Annotated in this window: 13 protein-coding genes, 1 tRNA gene and 1 pseudogene; 2 read left to right on the top strand and 13 right to left on the bottom strand. The window is 70.7% G+C overall.

Annotation, left to right across the window (positions count from 1 at the left end):
* Window positions 1-205: 205 nt before the first annotated feature.
* Complete coding sequence (locus tag MHY30_RS07825) at window positions 206-1165, top strand: hypothetical protein (protein WP_239276310.1); 960 nt, start codon at window positions 206-208, stop codon at window positions 1163-1165.
* 708 nt (window positions 1166-1873) lie between these two features.
* Here MHY30_RS07825 and nusG read toward each other — a convergent pair.
* The 8 genes and pseudogenes from nusG to gabT form a co-directional block, all read right to left on the bottom strand.
* On the bottom strand, window positions 1874-3004 hold the full coding sequence (gene nusG / locus MHY30_RS07820) for a transcription termination/antitermination protein NusG (RefSeq protein ID WP_239276309.1): 1131 nt from the start codon (window positions 3002-3004) through the stop codon (window positions 1874-1876).
* A 61-nt stretch (window positions 3005-3065) separates the two neighbouring features.
* The gene (secE, locus tag MHY30_RS07815) at window positions 3066-3341 is read right to left on the bottom strand and encodes a preprotein translocase subunit SecE (RefSeq protein WP_239276308.1); all 276 of its coding nucleotides are present in this window, start codon (window positions 3339-3341) and stop codon (window positions 3066-3068) included.
* Between the two features lie 43 nt (window positions 3342-3384).
* Window positions 3385-3457: transfer RNA gene (locus tag MHY30_RS07810), tRNA-Trp, on the bottom strand.
* Between the two features lie 171 nt (window positions 3458-3628).
* Window positions 3629-4990, bottom strand: coding sequence for an NAD-dependent succinate-semialdehyde dehydrogenase (locus MHY30_RS07805; RefSeq protein WP_239276307.1), 1362 nt, complete (start codon window positions 4988-4990; stop codon window positions 3629-3631).
* 31 nt (window positions 4991-5021) lie between these two features.
* Window positions 5022-6572, bottom strand: coding sequence for an APC family permease (locus MHY30_RS07800; protein WP_239276306.1), 1551 nt, complete (start codon window positions 6570-6572; stop codon window positions 5022-5024).
* Window positions 6569-7468, bottom strand: a complete 900-nt coding sequence (locus MHY30_RS07795; protein ID WP_239276305.1) for a universal stress protein — start codon at window positions 7466-7468, stop codon at window positions 6569-6571. Before MHY30_RS07795 ends, MHY30_RS07800 begins: the two co-directional genes overlap by 4 nt.
* A pseudogene (locus MHY30_RS07790) lies at window positions 7465-8940 on the bottom strand (flavin monoamine oxidase family protein); the annotation flags it as partial. The gene MHY30_RS07795 and the pseudogene MHY30_RS07790, both read right to left, overlap by 4 nt.
* Before the next feature lie 72 nt (window positions 8941-9012).
* Window positions 9013-10371 (bottom strand): 4-aminobutyrate--2-oxoglutarate transaminase, encoded by a 1359-nt coding sequence (gene gabT / locus MHY30_RS07785; protein ID WP_239276303.1) that lies wholly within the window; start codon window positions 10369-10371, stop codon window positions 9013-9015.
* 102 nt (window positions 10372-10473) lie between these two features.
* On the opposite strand from gabT, the gene MHY30_RS07780 reads away from it, so the two are divergent.
* On the top strand, window positions 10474-11988 hold the full coding sequence (locus tag MHY30_RS07780) for a PucR family transcriptional regulator (protein WP_239276313.1): 1515 nt from the start codon (window positions 10474-10476) through the stop codon (window positions 11986-11988).
* Window positions 11989-12083: 95 nt separating this feature from the next.
* Here MHY30_RS07780 and MHY30_RS07775 read toward each other — a convergent pair whose 3' ends face one another.
* The 5 genes from MHY30_RS07775 to MHY30_RS07755 all read right to left on the bottom strand — a co-directional run bounded on the left by MHY30_RS07775 (window position 12084) and on the right by MHY30_RS07755 (window position 18304).
* Window positions 12084-13217 carry a LacI family DNA-binding transcriptional regulator gene (locus tag MHY30_RS07775; protein WP_239276302.1) on the bottom strand — a complete coding sequence of 378 codons (1134 nt, stop codon included), beginning with the start codon at window positions 13215-13217 and terminating at the stop codon, window positions 12084-12086.
* The gene (locus tag MHY30_RS07770) at window positions 13214-15106 is read right to left on the bottom strand and encodes a glycoside hydrolase family 3 protein (RefSeq protein ID WP_239276301.1); all 1893 of its coding nucleotides are present in this window, start codon (window positions 15104-15106) and stop codon (window positions 13214-13216) included. Before MHY30_RS07770 ends, MHY30_RS07775 begins: the two co-directional genes overlap by 4 nt.
* Window positions 15107-15174: 68 nt before the next feature.
* The gene (locus MHY30_RS07765; RefSeq protein WP_239276300.1) at window positions 15175-16071 is read right to left on the bottom strand and encodes a carbohydrate ABC transporter permease; all 897 of its coding nucleotides are present in this window, start codon (window positions 16069-16071) and stop codon (window positions 15175-15177) included.
* A gap of 15 nt (window positions 16072-16086) precedes the next feature.
* Window positions 16087-17037 (bottom strand): carbohydrate ABC transporter permease, encoded by a 951-nt coding sequence (locus tag MHY30_RS07760; protein ID WP_239276299.1) that lies wholly within the window; start codon window positions 17035-17037, stop codon window positions 16087-16089.
* A gap of 4 nt (window positions 17038-17041) precedes the next feature.
* A complete protein-coding gene (locus tag MHY30_RS07755; protein ID WP_239276298.1) occupies window positions 17042-18304 on the bottom strand; it encodes an extracellular solute-binding protein in 1263 nt (420 codons plus the stop codon).
* Between the last annotated feature and the right edge of the window lie 219 nt (window positions 18305-18523).

Below are 18523 nucleotides of genomic sequence, written 5' to 3'. Positions count from 1 at the left end.
CGCAGAAACACGTGGCCACCGCGTTTCCGCGCGACGCCGCCCCCTCCCCGCCGCCACACCCCCGCGGCCACGCATAAACGCGATCGGCGCGCGGAAACGCGCTGGCCACGTGTTTCTGCGCGTGAATCGCGTTTATGCGTGCGGGCGGACGATGGTTCTCCACAGCCCCGGCATCCGCCGTCGGCCAACCTGGCAGTCTCGCCGGATGGATGCCGTTCCCCGCTCGCTGCGCGCGTCACCGACTCCCCTGCTTCTCACCTCGGATGCTCCCCGGTCGGGGCCCCCACCGTGGCGTGACGACTCGCTGTTGCGAGTTCGCGCCGGCATCTACACGATGCGCTCCGCGTGGGAAGGACTGACTCCCTGGGACCGCTACCTCGTCCGCGTCCACGCGTTCGCTCTGGCGCGACCGGATGCCGTGTTCTCCCACGAGTCCGCCGCATCCCTCCTCGGGCTGCCCACGTTCGGGCACCCCCGCATGATCCACATCTTCGACGCGCGCCGCTCGCGCTCGGTCCGATACGGCGACGTCACCGTGCACACGAGCGCCGACGCGCGATCGGCATGCGAGGTCGCCGGCATCCGGATCACCGCCGTCGAAGACGTGGTCGTCGACCTCGCCCGCGCGTTACCGCCCGCGCTGGGTCTGGCGGTGGCGGATGCCGCGTTGCGCAGTTTCGACCTCGACCGCGAGCGACTGCTCGATCGGGCTGCGGCGCAGCGGAACAGCTTCGGTCTGCGACGTCTGCAGTGGACGCTGGCACACGCAACGCCGCTCGCCGAGTCACCGGGAGAGTCGATCAGCCGCGCCGTCATCGAGTGGTGCGGTTTCCCTGACCCGGCCCTGCAGGTGGAACACCGTGTCGATGGGCGCATCTTCCGATCGGACTTCTGCTGGCCGGACGAGAAGATCCTCGGGGAGTCCGACGGCTGGCTCAAGTACAGCGCCGATGACGCCGCCGCGGCCGCTTTCTCAGTCCGGGCTGAGAAACGACGCGAGGACGCGCTTCGGCGGCAGGGGTGGCGCATCGCTCGGTGGGACTACGCCGGGGCACTCGGGGTGGACGCGCTGCGCCGTGCGCTCATGGCCGTGGGGCTGCGGCCGGTGCGGCGCCCCGAGGTCGCCGCCCTGGCCTCCGTGGGGAGGAACGCCCGCTCAACCTGACACGCATCAACGCGATCGACGCGGGCACACGCTGCGGCGCATAAACGCGATCGGCGCGCATAAACGCGGTGGCAGCGTGTTTATGCGCGCTCGGAGCGTTTATGCCCGGATGCCCGCCGAATCCACCGGACAGCCCCGCGCCCGGCGCGCGGCCCGGCACGGCACGGCCCGGCACGGCACGGCCCGGCGGGGCGCGGCGGGGCGCGGCGCTGCGGGGCGCGCGGCACGGCACCGGCCCGGCACGGCACGGCCCGGCGGGGCGCGGCGCGGCGGGGCGCGGCGCTGCGGGGCGCGCGGCACGGCACCGGCACGGCACGACGGGGCGCGGACGAGGCGCGCATAAACGCGATCGGCGCGCATAAACGCGGGGGCAGCGTGTTTATGCGCGCCCGGAGCGTTTATGCGCGGATGCCCGCCGATTCCACCGGACAGCCCCGCGCCCGGCGCGCGACGGGGCGCGCGGCACGGCACCGGCACGGCACGGCGGGGCGCGGCGGGGCGCTCATAAACGCGATCGTCGCGCATAAACACGGGGGCAGCGTGTTTATGCACGCTCGGAGCGTTTATGCGCGAATGCCCGCCCGACCCGCGCCGCAAACCGCCGCGAATGCCCGCCCGACCCGCGCCGCAAACCGCGGCAGCGCGGGGGGAACGGCGAACGCCCCGCGCGGCCGGAGCCGGGCGGGGCGTTCGCGAAGACGCGGGGCGTCAGATCATCTTGGTGACCTGGTCGAACGACAGCTCGACCGGGGTCTCGCGCTCGAAGAGCGACACGAGCACCGTGAGCTTGCCGCTCTCGGGCTTGATCTCGCTGATCGTGCCGGGCAGGCCCGCGAACGAGCCCTCCTTGATCGTGATGGTCTCGCCGGCTTCGAAGTCGACCTCGGCGGGGATAACACGCTGAGCAACCGGAGCGCCCTTGGCGGCACCGGACTTGGCGGGAGCCGACTCCTTCACCTCGACGAGGCTCTTGAGCATGTTGAACGCCTCATCGAAGCGCAGCGGCGTGGGGTTGTGGGCGTTGCCCACGAAGCCGGTCACACCGGGGGTGTGACGGACGACCGACCAGGTGTCTTCGTTGAGGTCCATGCGCACGAGCACGTAGCCCGGGATACGCACGCGCGTGACCATCTTGCGCTGGCCGTTCTTGATCTCGACGACGTCCTCCATCGGGACCTCGACCTGGTAGATGTCGTCCTCGACCTCGAGCGTCGACTTGCGCTGCTCGATGTTGGCCTTCACCTTGCGCTCGAAACCGGCGTACGAGTGGATGACGTACCACTTGCCCGGCAGCGACCGCAGCTCGGCACGGAACGCCTCGTACGGGTCGAGGTCCTCGGCGTCGGCGGCGTCCTCGTCAACCGGAGCATCGGCGGCGTCGGCCGGAGAGACGGATGCCTCGACCTCGTCGACGACGCTCGCGGCGCCCGCGACCTCGTCGACGAAGTCCTCGTCGAGCACGGGCGCGTCGGGCTCGCCGTTGATGTCGGGGCCGTCGTAGGGGGTGACCTCATCGGCGGCTTCGGCCGCCTCTTCCGCGGCTTCCTCGGCGAGGGAGTCGTTGAGCACCTCAGCGGCGGCCTCGGCCTCGCCGGCCTCGTCGATCTCGAGCGCGTCGTTCACGATGGCGTCCGCCTCCGGGTCGGTGATGTCGATGTCGCCAAGGTCATCGGCGACGTCGTCGTTCTCGTCGTCGACGATGTGGATGGCACTGTGCTCGGCCGCGTCGGAGGCGTGCTCCTGCGAGGCGAGGATGTTGCCCTCCTGGGCCTCGTCGTCCTCGCTGGACTGCTCGGCCATGGGCGCCCAATCGGCGTCGTCGACATATCTTTCAGACACTGATGATCTCTTCCGTTCTGGAGCGGCCGCTCGTGGGGCCGCGCGTCCGCCGAAGCGCCGGTCAGGCGCCCGCGGCGCCCGGGATACCGAACACGGCGCTGGTGAGCCACACGAACAGCACGTCGAGGCCGTAGACGATCGCCATCATGACGACGACGAACCCGAGGACGACGGCGGTGAACTTGACCAGCTCTTGCCGGGTGGGCGTAACGACCTTGCGCAGTTCCGCGAAGACCTGACGGATGAAAAGAGCGATCCGCGCGAAGAAGTTGAGCTTCTTCTCACGGGGCGCGCCGCGGTCTGCGACGATCTCGCCCTTCGTCTCGTCCTGCGTCATCGAACCACCTAGGTCGCTTCTCGTTGCCAGCGTGCGCTGTGCGCAGGGCGGACAGGAATCGAACCTGCAACCTGCGGTTTTGGAGACCGCTGCTCTGCCAATTGAGCTACCGCCCTAAGACCCGCGGGGGTCCGGGATGCGAAACCGACACGTCTTCGCCAGGAATCTCTCGGGGAGGGATGCCGCCTGTGCGCGGGGCACGGCGAAAGAATGCAGATTTCGACTGCACGTCCCAGTCTATGCCATGTCCCCCGGCGTGGCGAACCGCGCCGGGGGACGAGCACGACTCAGGCCGTGCGGATGAGCTTCTTGTTCACGAACTCGTCCGCGGCGAGCAGCCCCAGCTCACGGGAGGTGCCGCTGCGCTTGACGCCGCCGAAGGGCAGCTCGGGCGAGTCCGCGAGGACGAGGTTGACGTAGACCATGCCGGCCTCGAGACGCTCGGCGATGCGCTCGGCTTGCGCGGCATCCGTCGTGAACACGTACGACCCCAGACCGAACCCGGTGTCGTTGGCGATCGCCACGGCCTCGTCTTCGCCGGAGACGCGGTAGACCGCGGCGACGGGACCGAAGAACTCCTCGCGGTACGCGTCCATGTCGCTCGTCACTCCGGTCAGCACGGTGCCCGGGTAGAACGCACCGTCGCGTGTGCCACCGACTTCGAGCACGGCGCCCTGCTCGACGGCGCGCTGCACCTGCTCGTCCAGGCGTTCCGCGGCCGCGAGCGAGGAGAGCGGCCCGAGCACGGTGTCTTCGGCGAACGGATCGCCCACCTTCGCTTCGCCCAGGGCCGCGCTGAACTTCGCCAGGAAGGCGTCGTACAGGTCGTCGACGACGAGGAACCGCTTGGCCCCGTTGCAGGACTGGCCGTTGTTGTCCAGGCGCGCGTCCACGGCGGCCTGCACCGCCGCGTCGAGGTCGTCGGTCGAGAGCAGGATGAACGGGTCGGAACCACCGAGTTCGAGGGCGACCTTCTTGAGGTTGCGGCCGGCGACCTCGGCGACAGCGGCACCGGCCCGCTCGGAGCCGGTCACCGAGACGCCCTGCACACGGGGGTCGGCGATGATGGTGGCCGCCTGGTCGTTGGTGACGCGGATGTTGACGTAGGCGCCCTCGGGGAGGCCGGCGTCGCGGTAGATCAGCTGCAGCGCCTCGGCGGACTCGGGGCACTGCGGCGCGTGCTTCAGCAGGATCGTGTTCCCGACCGCGAGGTTCGGCGCGGCGAAGCGGGCGACCTGGTAGTAGGGGAAGTTCCAGGGCATGATCCCCAGCAGCGGCCCGAGCGCCGAGCGACGGATGACGGCGGTGCCCTCCCCCAGGATGTCGATCGGCACGTCGCCGGTGATCCTGTCGATGTTGTCGGCGTAGTACTCGGTGATGTCGGCGGCGAAGTCGACCTCGCCGAGCGCGGCCTCGAGGGGCTTGCCCATCTCGCGCACGATGATCGCGGCGAGGTCGTCGCGACGGTCGCGGTGCAGCTGCGCCACGCGGCGCAGAGCCTCGGCGCGCTGGGCCGGAGCGGTCCGCGACCACACGCGGTACCCGTCGTGGGCGGCGGCGAGCGCCGCCTCGACCCCGGCGTCGGACAGGGTGTCGTACTCGGCGAGGGTCTCCCCGGTGGCGGGGTTGATGACGGCGTAGTCACTCATGTGTGCTCCCGTGTGGTGTCGTGGTCGATGGTCACTGGTTCGCGCGGCGCAGGTGGCGGGCGCTGGGCGGCGCGTCCGTGGCGAGTGTCTCGCCGCGGAAGAACGCCGGCCGGCGGAAGTACTGCACCACCATGATGACCGCCCCGAGCACGATGATGGTCACGCCGAGGATGAACACCAGGCCCACGCCGCCGATCTCCGACCCGCTGCCGTACTCGGGGTTCATGCTGTCGATGAGCGTGGTGACGAAGATCACCGCGAGGATGACACCCCCCACGAGCGGGAACAGGAACGTGAAGAACACGTTCCGCGCGGAGTCGAACCACTGCTTGCGGAAGTACCACACGCACGCGAAGGCGGTCAGGCCGTAGTAGAAGCAGATCATGATGCCGAGCGTGAGGATCGTGTCCGACAGCACGTTGACGCTCACGACCCGCATCACGGCGTAGAAGCCCGCCGCCACCGCGGCCGAGACGATCGTCGCGAACCCGGGGGTGAAGAACCGCGGGCTGACGGCGGCGAACTTCGGCGGCAGGGCGCCGTAGTGCCCCATCGCCAGCAGGGTGCGCGCGGGCCCGACGAAGGTGGATTGCAGTGAGGATGCCGAGCTGGTCAGCACCGCGAGCGAGACGAATGCCGCGAAGGGCCCGAGGATGGGGCCGGCCAGCGCGAAGAACGCGTTGTCCTGGATGTCGGGGTTGCCCAGGCCGAACTCGCCGTCGCCGATGCCGGCGAACATGATCATCGACACCGCCAGCAGCAGGTACAGCGAGACGATCGTGAGCACCGTGATGGTCGCGGCGCGCCCCGGCGTCTTCTCCGGGTCCTTGGTCTCCTCGTTCATCGTGAGGGTGACGTCCCACCCCCAGAAGATGAAGATCGACAGCGACACGCCCGCGGCGAACGCGCTGAACGACGACACCGCGAACGGGTTGAACCACGACCAGTCGAACGGCGTCGGGTCGTAGGCATCCCCGCCCACGACGTGCGCGATCGCGACGACCGCGAAGATGACGAGCACGACGACCTGGAAGCCCACCAGCACGTACTGGAGCTTCTGCGTCGTCTGCATGTCGCGGTACGACACCACCGTCGCCCCGAGCACGAACAGCAGGCACACGGCGATGTTGATCGGGAGATTGGATGCCAGGTCGGCGACGCCGGGCTGCCCGGTGAGCTGCGAGATGAGCAGGAAGAGGAAGTCGACGGCGATGCCGGCGAGGTTCGACAGCACGATGACGGTCGCCGCGATCAGCCCCCACCCGGCCATCCACCCGATCCACGGGCCGAACGCGCGCGCCGCCCAGGTGAACGACGTGCCGGAGTCCGGCATCCGGTTGTTCAGCTCGCGGTAGCCGAAGGCCACCAGCAGCATGGGGATAAACCCCACCAGGATGATCGCGGGCACCTGGAGGCCGACAGCGCCGACGGTCGGGCCGATCGCGGCGGTGAAGGTGTAGGCGGGGGCGATGCAGGAGATGCCGATGACGACGGCGCCGAGCAGTCCGATCGTGCCGGCGCTCAACCCCTTCTTCGACAGGCCGCCGGCGTCGCTGCCGGTGGCGGGTGCGGGTGCGGTCATGGCCGCGATCCTTCCGGTGACGAGACGTCGGCACGGCTGCGTGGCACGACGACGAGGGGAACGGGCAGTTCGTGCAGCATCTTCGCCGCGGTCGAACCGAGGAACAGCCGACGCGGCTGCGCGAGACGGCTGCTGCCGACCATCACGAGCTCGGCGGGGTCCCACGGCAGGTCGCGCACGGCTTCCTCGATGCTGTCTCCGTCGGCGACGACCACTTCGGCCGCGACGTCGGTGGGGAGTTCCACGCGGGCCTGCGCCAGCACCTCTTCGGCGTGACGCGCGCCGGCGACGCGGATGGCGCCGGTCTCGAGCCCCGGCGGGAGGTCCACGGTGACCAGCGACAACAGGCGGAGGGGAACGGATGCCGCCGCGGCGAGCGCGACGCTCTCCTCGCGCAGCACGTCGGCCCCGGGACGGCTGCCGATGGCGGCGGTGATGCGGCTCACGCCGATCGCCGGGTCGACGCGACGCGACCCCTCGGGGGCGAGGACCACGGGGACGTCGGAGGAGTGCAGCAGCTCCGATGCGACCGTCCCGAGGCGGTGCCGCCCGCGGAGCCCGCCGTTGGCCGCGCCGACGACGATGTAGCCGGCGCCGATCTCGTCGGCGAAAGCCACCAGGCCCTCGGCGAACGAGTCGGCGTGACGGACGTGCTCGCGGTGGGGCACGGCATCCCGGATCACCTCCGCCGCGTCCTTCAGCCACCGGTCGGCCTGCTCGGCCACGAGCCGCGCGTACGCCGCGTCCGGGGGCGTGATGACGCTCCGGGCGTCGTCGGGCAGGACGAGGGCCACCTCCAGTGGAGCACCGATCGCCCGGGCCAGACGGATGCCGAGCGCCAGGGCATCGGCACCGGTGTCGGTCGCGGTGTAGCCCACGACCACCGCGGCGGTCATCGCCGTGCCCGTTCCAGGATCTCGTCGGCGGCGCGGTGACCCTGGCGGATCGCGCCGTCGACGTGCTGGTAGCCGGCACCCGCCATGTCGCTGCACGCGAGATGGATCGGGCCGACTGGCTCGCGCAGGTCGGCACCGTAGCGCTCGAGCCCGCCGAGGTCGAAGCTGGCGGCGTAGGCGCCGCGCGTCCACTCCTCGGTTCCCCAGTCGCTCTCGTAATAGACGATCGGGTTCTTCGCCTCGGGCCCGTAGTAGTGCGAGAGGGACTCGAGGATGCGCTCCTTGCGCTCCTCCGCGGTGAGGCGGAAGAGGTCGTCGGCGTTCTGATCGGACACGAACCCGACGAGCGTTCCGCGCTCGTCGCCGTGGTTGGTGTTGTCGTACGCCTCGTGCGAGAGCTCGTAGGGGCTGAAGGCGGTGCCGGACAGGCCCTGCTCCCGCCAGAACGGCCGGTCGTACACCGCGTGCACCTTGATGACGAAGCCCATCGAGATGTGCTGATGCATCTGATGCTGCAGCCGCGGCAGCGGCGGGTCGAAGGAGATCCGCGAGTACAGCACGGGGGCGAGCGCGAGAATCGCGTACCGTGCCCGGACCGTGACGCCGTCGGCGATCACCGTCACGCCCGCCGACGAGGACTTCGCGGCCTCGACGCGGGCCGTCAGCGCGCGGAGCTCGTCGACCCGGCGCCCGGTCACCGCCTCCCCGCCGCGCTCGGGCGCCACGGAATCCGGGCCCCAGATGATGCGCCGAACGGGCTGGTTCAGCAGGACGTCGTCGCCCAGCCGTTCGGCGAGGAGCTCGGGCACCTGCTGCAGACCGCCGACGACGCGCTTGTCGAGGATGAAGTCGGCGTCGACGAGGTGCGAGTACGAGCCCGCGGATGCCGCCATGAGCAGCGACTGCAGGAGCGAGAACGTGTGCGTCGGCTTCGTGAGCATCGCCGAGCCGGTGGCGAACGCGAGATTGCGGACCGCCTCGTCGTCGTCGGTCTGCTCGCGCAGCCACGCGTCCCACGAGATCTTGTCCCACTCGGCGGCGCGGGGGTGCTCCCACGGCTTGTCCGGGTCGATCTCGGCGACCATGGCATCCAGGCGCGCGGTGATCTCGTCGATGACCTTCTCGGTTTCGGGGGCCACCGGGAACATCTCACCGGTGAAGCGCTTGGCGACGCCGTCGGGACCGACGTAGACGCTGTCGCCCTCGCGGTAGCGACTGTAGGTCGACAGGCCCAGGTCGGCGACGGTGTCGATGAGGGCCTGCTGATCCGGCGAGACCCACTGGCCGCCGAGTTCGAGCATGGCGCCGTCGACGACGTCGGTCCACAGGCGTCCGCCGACGCGGTCGCGCGCCTCGAGCACCACGACCGAGAGGCCGGCTTTGCGCAGGTCGTTCGCGGCGGTCAGGCCCGCGGCCCCCGCACCGATGACGACGACGTCTCGCGTGATCTCATCCATGAAATCTTCTTTCTCTGCGTCGGTGACCCGAAGGGAGGACGAGGGGGCGGCGCGTTCGGGTCATTGCCGCCCCCTCGGGTCTATCGCTCAGTGGCGCGCGAGCGCCGCGGCCACGACGTCGAGGCCTTCGTGGAGCAGGTCGTCTCCGATCGACAGCGGGGGGAGGAAGCGGATGACGTTGCCGTACGTGCCGCAGGTCAGCACGATCACGCCCTCGGCGATGGCCGCCTTGGCCACGGCCGCGGTGAGAGCGGCGTCGGGGGCGCCGGTGGCGGGATCGACGAACTCCGCGGCGATCATGGCGCCGTGACCGCGGACGTCGCCGATGCGCGGGTCGGTCTGCTGCAGCGCGGTGAGGCGCGAGAACAGGACCTCGCCGATCTCCCGGGCGCGTTCGACGAGTCCGTCGTTCTCGAACGCGTCGATCGCGGCGAGCGCCGCGGCGCACGCAATCGGGTTGCCGCCGTAGGTGCCGCCGAGGCCGCCCGTGTGGGTGGCATCCATCATCTCGGCGCGACCGGTGACGGCGGCCAGCGGCAGACCGCCGGCGATCCCCTTGGCGGTCGTGACGAGGTCGGGGACGATGCCGAAGATCTCGGAGGCGAACATCGCGCCGGTGCGGGCGAAGCCCGACTGCACCTCGTCGGCGATGAAGACGACGCCGTTCGCGCGGCACCAGTCCACCAGGGCGGGAAGGAACCCGTCGGCGGGCACGATGAATCCGCCCTCTCCCTGGATGGGCTCGATGATCACCGCGGCGAGGTTCTCGGCCCCGACCTGCTTCTCGATGAGCGTGATCGCGCGCGCGGCGGCTTCGGCGCCGGAGAGGCCGTCACGGAACGGGTACGACAGCGGAGCGCGGTAGACCTCGGCGGCGAACGGTCCGAAACCGCTCTTGTACGGCATGTTCTTCGCGGTCAGCGCCATCGTGAGGTTCGTGCGGCCGTGGTAGGCGTGGTCGAAAGCGACGACGGCCTGCCGGCCGGTGTGCTTGCGCGCGATCTTGATGGCGTTCTCGACCGCTTCGGCGCCGGAGTTGAACAGCGCGCTCTTCTTGGCGTGGTCACCCGGGGTCAGGCGGTTGAGGGCCTCGGCCACCGACACGTAGGAGTCGTACGGCGAGACCATGAAGCACGTGTGCGTGAACGCCGCGACCTGTTCCTGCACGGCGGCCACGATGGCCGGGTGCGCGTTGCCCACCGAGGTCACGGCGATCCCCGAGCCGAGGTCGATGAGCGAGTTGCCGTCGGCGTCGACGACGACTCCCCCGCCGGCGGCGACGGCGTGGATGGGGGCGGTGTGGCCGACACCGGCCGACACGGCGGCGGCCTTGCGGTCGAGGAGTTCCTGCGAGCGCGGGCCGGGAATGCTCGTGACCAGGCGGCGCTCCTGCGGGAGCGAGGGTCCGCCGACAGGGGGTGCGGTGACGGTGTGCGGTGCGGTCATGCTCGGGAGCGTAGGCAACGGCGACGCGACCGAGCACCTTCCGTGCTGTACATTCTGCTTACCCGGCTGTACGAGACGTACACGCCTCGTCGCAAGGAACCCATGGATGCCACCGACACCCCCACCCTGGGGGCGCTGCTGCGCCGTTCCGACCTCCACCTGAAGCTGGAGACGGGAGCACCCGACGCCCTCGAGCGCCCCGTGCGGTGGGTGCACAGCAGCGATCTCGCCGACCCGACGCCCTTCCTCTCGGACGGGCAAGTGCTCTTGACAACCGGCACGCAATTCCAGGGCCCCGACGCCACCTCCGCCGCCGACTACGTGCAGCGCCTGACCGCCCGGGGAGTCGCGGGGCTCGGGTTCGGCACCGAGGTCGTTCGCGATGGCATCCCTCCCGAGCTCGCCGCCGCGTGCCGCGAGGCGGGGCTGCCGCTGTTCGAGGTGCCGTACCGCACACCGTTCCTCGCCGTCGCGCGCGCCAATGCCGAGGCCATCGCGGCCGAGGCGTTCGCGCGGCGCACGTGGGCGCTCTCGGCCCAGCGCGCGATCGCGCTCGCGGCGCTGCGGCCCGATGGTCTGGGCGCGACCCTCGCGGAACTCGCCCGACAGCTCGGCACCTGGGTGGGACTGTACGACGCCGCCGGAGAGCTCACGCGCGAACACCCGCCCGGAGACCTGGATGCCGAGAGCGCCCGCGCTGTGAGCGATGAGGTGGCCGCGGTCCTGCGACGCGGAGCGCGCGCCGCATCGGCTCTCCGCATCGCGGGGCGCCCCTTCACCCTCCAGACGCTCGGGCGCGGCGGACACTTGCGCGGCGTCATCGCGATCGCCGCCGGAGAACTCGACCAGGAGGGGCGTGGGGTGGTGACGGCCGTCATCGCCATGGCGGGTCTCGCCTTCGAGCAGCATCAGGGGCTCAGCCGAGCCCGCGGGGCCCTGCGCGCAGGCCTCGTGCAGTCGCTGCTCACCGACGACCCCGCCCTCGCCCGGCGTATCGCGCGCGACGCCTGGGGGCCGCTGCCCTCGGCGCCGATCGTCGTCGCCCTCACCGACGCCGTCGTCGCCCGCAGCGATGGCCTGGCCGAACTCCTCGAGCTGCGCGCCGAGGAGCGGCACGGCGGCCTGTTCTTCGGTCGATCCGACGACGGCGTCGTCGTGGTGCTGCCGGCGAACGAGCGGCACGCCCTCGACGAAGCCGCCGAACGCTTCGGCGCGCGGATCGGCGTGTCCGACCCCACCGGCTACGACCGGTTCGCCGCGGCCCTCGAGCAGGCGCGCGTCGCCCGCGACCGCGGCGTCGAGCCGGTGACGACCTTCGATGCCGTCGCCGCCTCGGGAGTGCTGTCGGCGCTCGGTCCGGACGCGCCGTCCCTCGCCGCCGCCGAGCTCGCGCCCCTCACCGCCCACGACGCGGTCGAGGGGTCGCGGCTCGTCGAGACCCTCCGCGCCTGGCTCGACCACGACTGCTCCCACGAGGCGACCGCCCAGGCGCTCGGCGTGCACCGTCACACCGTGCGGACGCGGCTGGCCCTGGCCGAACGGCTGCTCGGGCGCGACCTGGGGTCTTTCGCGACCCGCGCCGAGCTGTGGGCGGCGCTCCGGGTCCAGCGGGCCTGACGCCGCGGCCCCGCCCGCCGCCTGCCGGTAGTGCGGTGCCCGCCTCGAGAGCACACGTTCGTGTGCGCTCGGCGCCGCGGAACCCCGGGCGCGGGTCAGGCGCGGCAGCCGCAGCTCTGGCGCACCGTCAGCCGCGGCTCGAAGACGACGTCGAAGGGACGGTCGGCGGGGCCCGCGGCGCCGGCGAGGATGCGCGCGGCGGCGCGACCCATCGCCTCCATCGGCTGACGCACGGTCGTCAGCGGCGGAGAGCTCAACCGCGCGGCCAGGGTGCCGTCGAACCCGGTGACGACGACGTCGTCCGGCACACGGATCCCCTCGGCGGCGAGCGCGTCCAGCACCGCGAAGGCGTGCTGGTCGGTCGCGCACACGAGTGCCCGCGGCATCCGCGCCCCGGCGATGAGGGCACGCAACTGCGGGACGAGCTCGTCCTCGCCGCGCACCGTCGCATCCACCACGTCGGGGCGCAGCGCGACGCCGAACTCCGTCGCCGCCGCACGCAGACCGCTGAGTCGCTCGACGGTGTCGGAGGCCTCGGGCCGCCCGACGAAGGCGACGTCGCGGACGCCGTGCGCGCGGGCCAGATGCTCGACGACCGCACGCATGCCCGCGGCGTTGTCGACGCGGACGCGATGGTGGTGGTCGTCGGCGGGGGGCGCACTGAACAGCACGATCGGGATGGTCGGCGCGTAGCGGGCAAGGGCCGGTGCCGTCTGCGGCGACGGGAAGATCGCCAGCCCGTCGACACGACCGGCGGTGTCGGCCACCGACACGTCCGTCCCCGCACCGCTGCTGAGCATCACGGGGCGCCCCAGCGCCCAGCACTCCAGCTCGAATCCGCGCTGCACCTCATCGACGTACAGCGGGAACGCGCGCGGGTCGGACAGCACGTCGTCGTCGGTCTGCGTCCACGGGATCACTCCGTCGGCGTCCAGCCGCGGCGTGGCCAGGCCCGACAGCGGGTTCGCCTGCGCGATGGGATCGGCGCGCTCGAGCAGCAGATCGAAAGCGTGCAGGCCGAGCGTGCCCGTGCGGCCGTGCGCGAGGCCCCGGGCGGCGGCGCTGGGGGCGTACCCCAGTCGCCGCGCGGCCTCGAGGACGCGTTCCCGAGTCGCATCGCTGAGTTTGTCGGGGCGGCGGAACGCGAACGACACCGACGCGATCGAGACGTTGGCCTCCTGCGCCACGTCGTACACGGTCGGTCGTCGCGTCGCGTCCGCTTCGCTCATCGGTGCGCGTATCCCCTCGTCGGCTCCGGCGCCTCCTCCACACCCTCGAGGTCCAAGCCGAAGTGGACGGGGAAGACAGGGTCGCCGGTGTCCGACGGTACATCCTCTCGCGAGGCCCGCACGGCATCCATCGACCGGGGGATCTCGATCGGCAGACGCCCCCGCGGCGCCACGCGTCCGGTGAGGGCATCCAGGACGGCCCGCGCGGAGCTGCCGTAATCGGCGACGATCGCCGCGGCATGCCCGACGAACGGCGTCAGTATCGCCGGGCGATCGAGGTTGACGACCAGAACGAGCGGGCAGGATGCCGCGATCTGCTGCAACCGGTACACCAACCCGGGGGCGAACTCGAGCGAGCCCTGGTGGAACCACGCCTCGAGGAAGAGGTCGTCGCGCGGATCGAACGGAGCGCCGACGCGCACGAGCGCGAGACCCGCGTCCGCGGGGTCAGCGACCACACGGCCGAGCTCGGCGACCTCGTCGGGACGGAACCCCTCGACGTACACGGCGCCGACGGCGCCGAGCGGCAGCACGGGGGCGCCGTCGCGCTCCTCGTTCACCAGCACCGTCAGCGAGCGCGCCTGGGCGCGTTCCCCCTGCGCCCGGAAGTCCGCGTTGCCGACGATGCGCTCGGCCTCGTCCACGTCGACGAACGGGTCGTCGAACAACCCGAGGGCGAACTTCACCCGCAGCAGTCGCCGCGCCGAGGCATCGATGCGCTCCTCGGACACGCGGCCGGAGCGCACGAGGTCCAGGAGCATGTCGACGCACTCCTCACCCCCGAACTGGTCGGCGCCGGCATCCAGGATCTTCTCCATGCGCTCGGTCGCGCTGAGGTGCTCGACGCCCCATGCCCGGGCGGGCAGCACCTGGTCGCCCACGTGGTTGTCGTTGACGAGCTCCCAGTCGGTCACGACGACGCCGTCGTAGCCCAGCTGCTCGCGCAGGAGACCCGTGACGATCTGCTTGTTGTACCCGAAGCCCACGGGCTCGATCGGCTGCCCGTCGAGTTCGAGGCCGATGGGCATGCCGTAGTACGGCATCATGCCCGCGGTGCCGCAGCGGATCGCCTCGCGGAAGGGCTCCAGGTGATAGTCGAACATGCCGCCGGGGTAGACCTGCTCGCGACCGTAGGGGAAGTGAGCGTCCTCACCGCCCTGCTGCGGACCGCCGCCCGGGAAGTGCTTCGTCGTGCACGCGACGCTGTCCGGTCCGAGGGTCTCGCCCTGGAATCCGCGCAGGTACGCCGCGGTGAATTCCGCGACGCGGGCGGCATCCTGTCCGAGGGTCTGCGCCTGTCGGCCCCAGCGCGGCTCGGTCGCGAGGTCGATCTGCGGGTGCAGAGCCGCCCGGATGCCGACGGCGCGGTACTCGCGCCGCGCCACCTCGGCGAACTCGCGCACCGTCTCGACATCGTCGAGCGCCGCGAGACCCAGCCCCTCGGGCCACTGCGAGAACGGACCGGCCGAGAAGGCGACACCGGTGTTCTCGACGAAGGCGTGCCGCGGATCGGTGCTGATGGTGACCGGGATGCCGTGGGGGGTCGTCGCAGCCAACGCCTGCAGGCGGTTGTTCCACTCGGCGGCCTGGCGGGCGGTGCGGATCGCGTGCACGTTGAAGTGCGTCATGTTCTTGCCGACGACGACGGTCGTGGTCGGTGACTTCGAGATCTTCCCCGGCGCCTCGAGCAGCTCGCCGTCGTCGCCCACCTCGATCACGGTCTGGAACATCAGACCGCACTTCTCTTCGAGGCTGAGGCGGCCGAGGAGATCCTCCGTGCGCTCGTCCACGCTGCGGCGCGGGTCTTCATACGGATCCATCACGCCGTTGCCGTTCAGGTCGCGGAAGCGCGTCCCGTCGGGGGCCGTGTGAAAGCGGGGGGAGGTCATGGCATCCTTTCGGATCGGTCGCGGGTCACTCGACCCCGAGGGCGACGTCGTGGAGAGGGTCTCGCGGGTCACTTCAGCCCGGTCGAGGCGATGCCCTGGATGAAGTACCGCTGGAGGAAGACGAACAGCACGATGATCGGGGCGATCACCAGCACCGATCCGGCCAGCAGCAGGCCGTAGTCGGTCGCGTTCTGCCCGGTGGAGTACAGCGACAGCGCAACGGGGAGGGTGTACTTGCCCTGCGTCTGGGCGGCCACGAGCGGCCACAGGAAGTTGTTCCAGGACGCCAGGAACGTCAGGATGCCGAGGGTCGCCAGGGGCGGTCCGCACAGCGGCATGACGATGCGGGCGAAGATGCGCAGCTCCCCCGCACCGTCGATGCGGGCGGCTTCGAGCAACGGATCCGGGATGCCGAGCATGAACTGCCGCATGAGGAAGACGCCCAGCGGTGTGGTGACGAAGGGCAGGATGAGCGCCGCGTACGTGTCGACGAGGCCCAGCGAGGAGACCATGACGAACAGCGGCACGAAGGTCACCACGCCCGGCACCATGAGCGTCACCATCACGACGACGAACAAGGCCTTCTTGCCGGGAAAGTCCATCTTCGCCAGGGCGTAGCCGACCATCGAGCAGAACACCAGGTTGCCGGCGACGGTGACGACGGCCACGAGCAGACTGTTGCCGAAGAACTGTCCGAAGTTGAGCTGTCCGAACCAGACGGCGAAGTTCTCCCACGTGAACTCCTGCGGCCACCACGTCGGCGGGCGCTGCAGGATCTCGCGCTGCGTCTTCACCGACCCCAGCAGCATCCACGCGAACGGCACCATCCACACCAGCAGGCCGAGGACGAGCACGGTGAGGGTGAGGGCGCGACCGGGGGTGAGACGGGTCTCGGAGCGGCGACGGCGCGGCGGGTGCGCGGTCTCGGCGACGGCGGGGGTGGCCGCGGGGGCGGTGAGGGTCATGAGCGTCTCCTTGCCTCAGTCGCGCGAGCGCAACAGGCGGAACTGCAGCAGGCTGAGCAGCGCGATGGCCAGGAACAGCAGGTAGCTCGCCGCGGAGGCGGTGCCGTACTGACCGAAGCCGAACTGCTTGAACGTGTAGAAGGCCACCGAGAGGGTGGAGTTGAGCGGACCGCCCTGGGTCATGACGAAGGCCTCCTCGAAGAACTGGAGGAACCCGACCGAGATGAGCACGGCACCCAGCAGCAGCGTCGGGCGCAACAGCGGCAGCGTGATCGAGGTCAGTCGGCGCCAGGACGAGGCACCGTCCATCAGCGCGGCCTCTTTGACATCGGTCGGAATGGCCTGGAGCCCGGCGAGGAAGATGACCATGAGCGTTCCGACGTTGCGCCACACCGCCATCGCGATCAGCGACGGGAGCGCGGTGGAGGTGTCGTTGAGCCAGTCCGGACCCTGGATGCCGACGACCGCGAGCGCCGAGTTCAGCAGCCCCTCCGGCTGCAGGATGTAGCGCCAGACGACGGCGACCGCGACGATGCTCGTGACCACCGGTGCGTAGAACCCGACGCGCAGGATCGACACGATGCGGCCACGGCTGGCGTTCAACGCGAGCGCGAGGGCGAGGGCGAGCGCCATCGTCACGGGGATGCCGACGATCACGAACGTCGCGGTCACCCCGAGCGAGGTCAGGAAGACCGGGTCGCCGAGCACGGCGGCGTACTGCTCGAGCCCGATGAAGTTCACCGAGAACGGGGAGCGGATGTCGGCCGCGCGGAAGTCGGTGAACGACATCGCGAACGATCCGACGATCGGGATCACCATGAACACCGCGAACACGGCGACGAACGGCAGCGCGAAACCCCACGCGATCCATCCCTGACGGCGGCGACGGCTTCCCGCGCCGCCGCGCGCCCGGGCGCGACCGGGAACGGCACGCGTCCCGGTCGCGCCCATGACTGTCTGGGTCATGGCCTCAGCCCAGGCCCAGCTGGTCGGCGGTGGCCTGCAGTTCCTTCAGGCCGTCGGCCGGGGTCTGCTGCCCGAGACGGATCTTCTCGAGCATGCCGTCACCGGCCGCCGCGACCTGCACCCACGTGGTGGTGGCGGGGACGGACTTGGCCGTCTCCAACTGCGTGCCGAAGGCGGCGAGCGTCGGCGACGATGCGAGCGCGTCGTCGTTCCACGCCTCCTGCACGGCGGGCAGATCACCGGTGGCCTCGTACCACGCGACCTGCGTCTCGGGCTCGGTCAGCCACTGCACGAGCTTCCAAGCGCTGGTGGCGTTGTCGGAGTTGTCGAACACGGCGAGGTTCGCGCCGCCGCTGAACGACGTCGACGACTCCTTCGCCGGCAGAACGGCGGTGGTGAACTTCTCGCTGAAGCCTTCCCCGCCCAGCTCCTCGAGCTGACCGATGAGGAAGGGGCCGTCGATCAGCATCGGGGTGGCTCCCGAGACGAAGTCCGCCTCCTGCGCACCCGCCGAGCGGTCCGCGGCCGGGTTGGCCACACCGTCGGTGTAGAAGCTCTGGTAGTACTCGAACGCCTCCGCCGCTTCGGGGGTGTCCAGCGTCCACTCGGAACCGTTCTCGAGCTCGACACCGTTGGACCACGGCATCCACAGGTTGCCCTGGAAGGAATCGTTGCCGGCGGGAAGGCGCATGCCGTACTCGGCTCCGCCCTTGGCCTGCATGTCGGCGGCCATCTGCTTCAGCTCGTCCCACGTGGTGGGCGCGCTGGTCCAGCCGGCCTGCGCGGCGATGTCGGTCCGGTAGTAGAGCACGCGCGTGTCGACGTACCACGGCACCCCGGTCGCGCGATCGTCGATCATCGTCGAGTCCACGGCGCCGGGGAAGATCCCGTCGGTGGACAGGTCGGTGGGGACGGTCTGCAGCGCATCACCGAAATCGGCCATCCAGGTCGAGCCGACCATGGCGAGATCCGGGGTGTTGCCGCCGGCGATCGCGGTCTGGAACTTGCTGTACGCGGCATCCCAGGGCACCGGCGTCACCTCGACCGTGACGCCGGGATTGGCGTCTTCGAAAGTCTTCACGAACTCGGGCAGGGCTTCACCCTCCGCGCCCATGGCCCACATCGTCAGCGTGCCCTCGGCCTGGGCGTCGCCGATCGTGGATGCCTCGGCGGCGTCGCCGCCGGAATCGGAGGTGCGTCCGCACCCGGTCAGCGCGATCGCGGCCACCGCGACGACGGCGACGGCGCTCCATCGGGTCTTTCTCATCGTGTTCCTCCTCGAACGGGCGCCCTCCATCGGGCGCGGTGTCCCCCTTAGTTTAAGCGCATAACTTCCCGCCCGGCAACCACCGCGTCTCTGGAAAGCACACGATCCGGCCGAACGCACACGACAGGGCCGCCCCGAACGCGTGCGTTCGACCCGAGCGTGTGCGCTCGACGCCAGCGGCCGACGGACGCCGGGACGCTGACGGACGCCGGCTGCCGG

It is taken from the genome of Microbacterium sp. ACRRU (genome assembly GCF_022346945.1).
Taxonomy (GTDB): Bacteria; Actinomycetota; Actinomycetes; order Actinomycetales; family Microbacteriaceae; genus Microbacterium; species Microbacterium mcarthurae.
Note: the sequence above shows the minus strand (reverse complement) of the source record. Positions and strands in the feature narration are given on the sequence as shown.

Excerpts from the sequence above, each read along its gene's own strand:
- MHY30_RS07825 (WP_239276310.1), top strand. The coding sequence starts at position 206 with ATGGATGCCGTTCCCCGCTCGCTGCGCGCGTCACCGACTCCCCTGCTT.
- secE (WP_239276308.1), bottom strand. The coding sequence starts at position 3,341 with ATGACGCAGGACGAGACGAAGGGCGAGATCGTCGCAGACCGCGGCGCG.
- MHY30_RS07805 (WP_239276307.1), bottom strand. The coding sequence starts at position 4,990 with ATGAGTGACTACGCCGTCATCAACCCCGCCACCGGGGAGACCCTCGCC.
- MHY30_RS07800 (WP_239276306.1), bottom strand. The coding sequence starts at position 6,572 with ATGACCGCACCCGCACCCGCCACCGGCAGCGACGCCGGCGGCCTGTCG.
- MHY30_RS07795 (WP_239276305.1), bottom strand. The coding sequence starts at position 7,468 with ATGACCGCCGCGGTGGTCGTGGGCTACACCGCGACCGACACCGGTGCC.
- gabT (WP_239276303.1), bottom strand. The coding sequence starts at position 10,371 with ATGACCGCACCGCACACCGTCACCGCACCCCCTGTCGGCGGACCCTCG.
- MHY30_RS07780 (WP_239276313.1), top strand. The coding sequence starts at position 10,474 with ATGGATGCCACCGACACCCCCACCCTGGGGGCGCTGCTGCGCCGTTCC.
- MHY30_RS07775 (WP_239276302.1), bottom strand. The coding sequence starts at position 13,217 with ATGAGCGAAGCGGACGCGACGCGACGACCGACCGTGTACGACGTGGCG.
- MHY30_RS07770 (WP_239276301.1), bottom strand. The coding sequence starts at position 15,106 with ATGACCTCCCCCCGCTTTCACACGGCCCCCGACGGGACGCGCTTCCGC.
- MHY30_RS07765 (WP_239276300.1), bottom strand. The coding sequence starts at position 16,071 with ATGACCCTCACCGCCCCCGCGGCCACCCCCGCCGTCGCCGAGACCGCG.
- MHY30_RS07760 (WP_239276299.1), bottom strand. The coding sequence starts at position 17,037 with ATGACCCAGACAGTCATGGGCGCGACCGGGACGCGTGCCGTTCCCGGT.
- MHY30_RS07755 (WP_239276298.1), bottom strand. The coding sequence starts at position 18,304 with ATGAGAAAGACCCGATGGAGCGCCGTCGCCGTCGTCGCGGTGGCCGCG.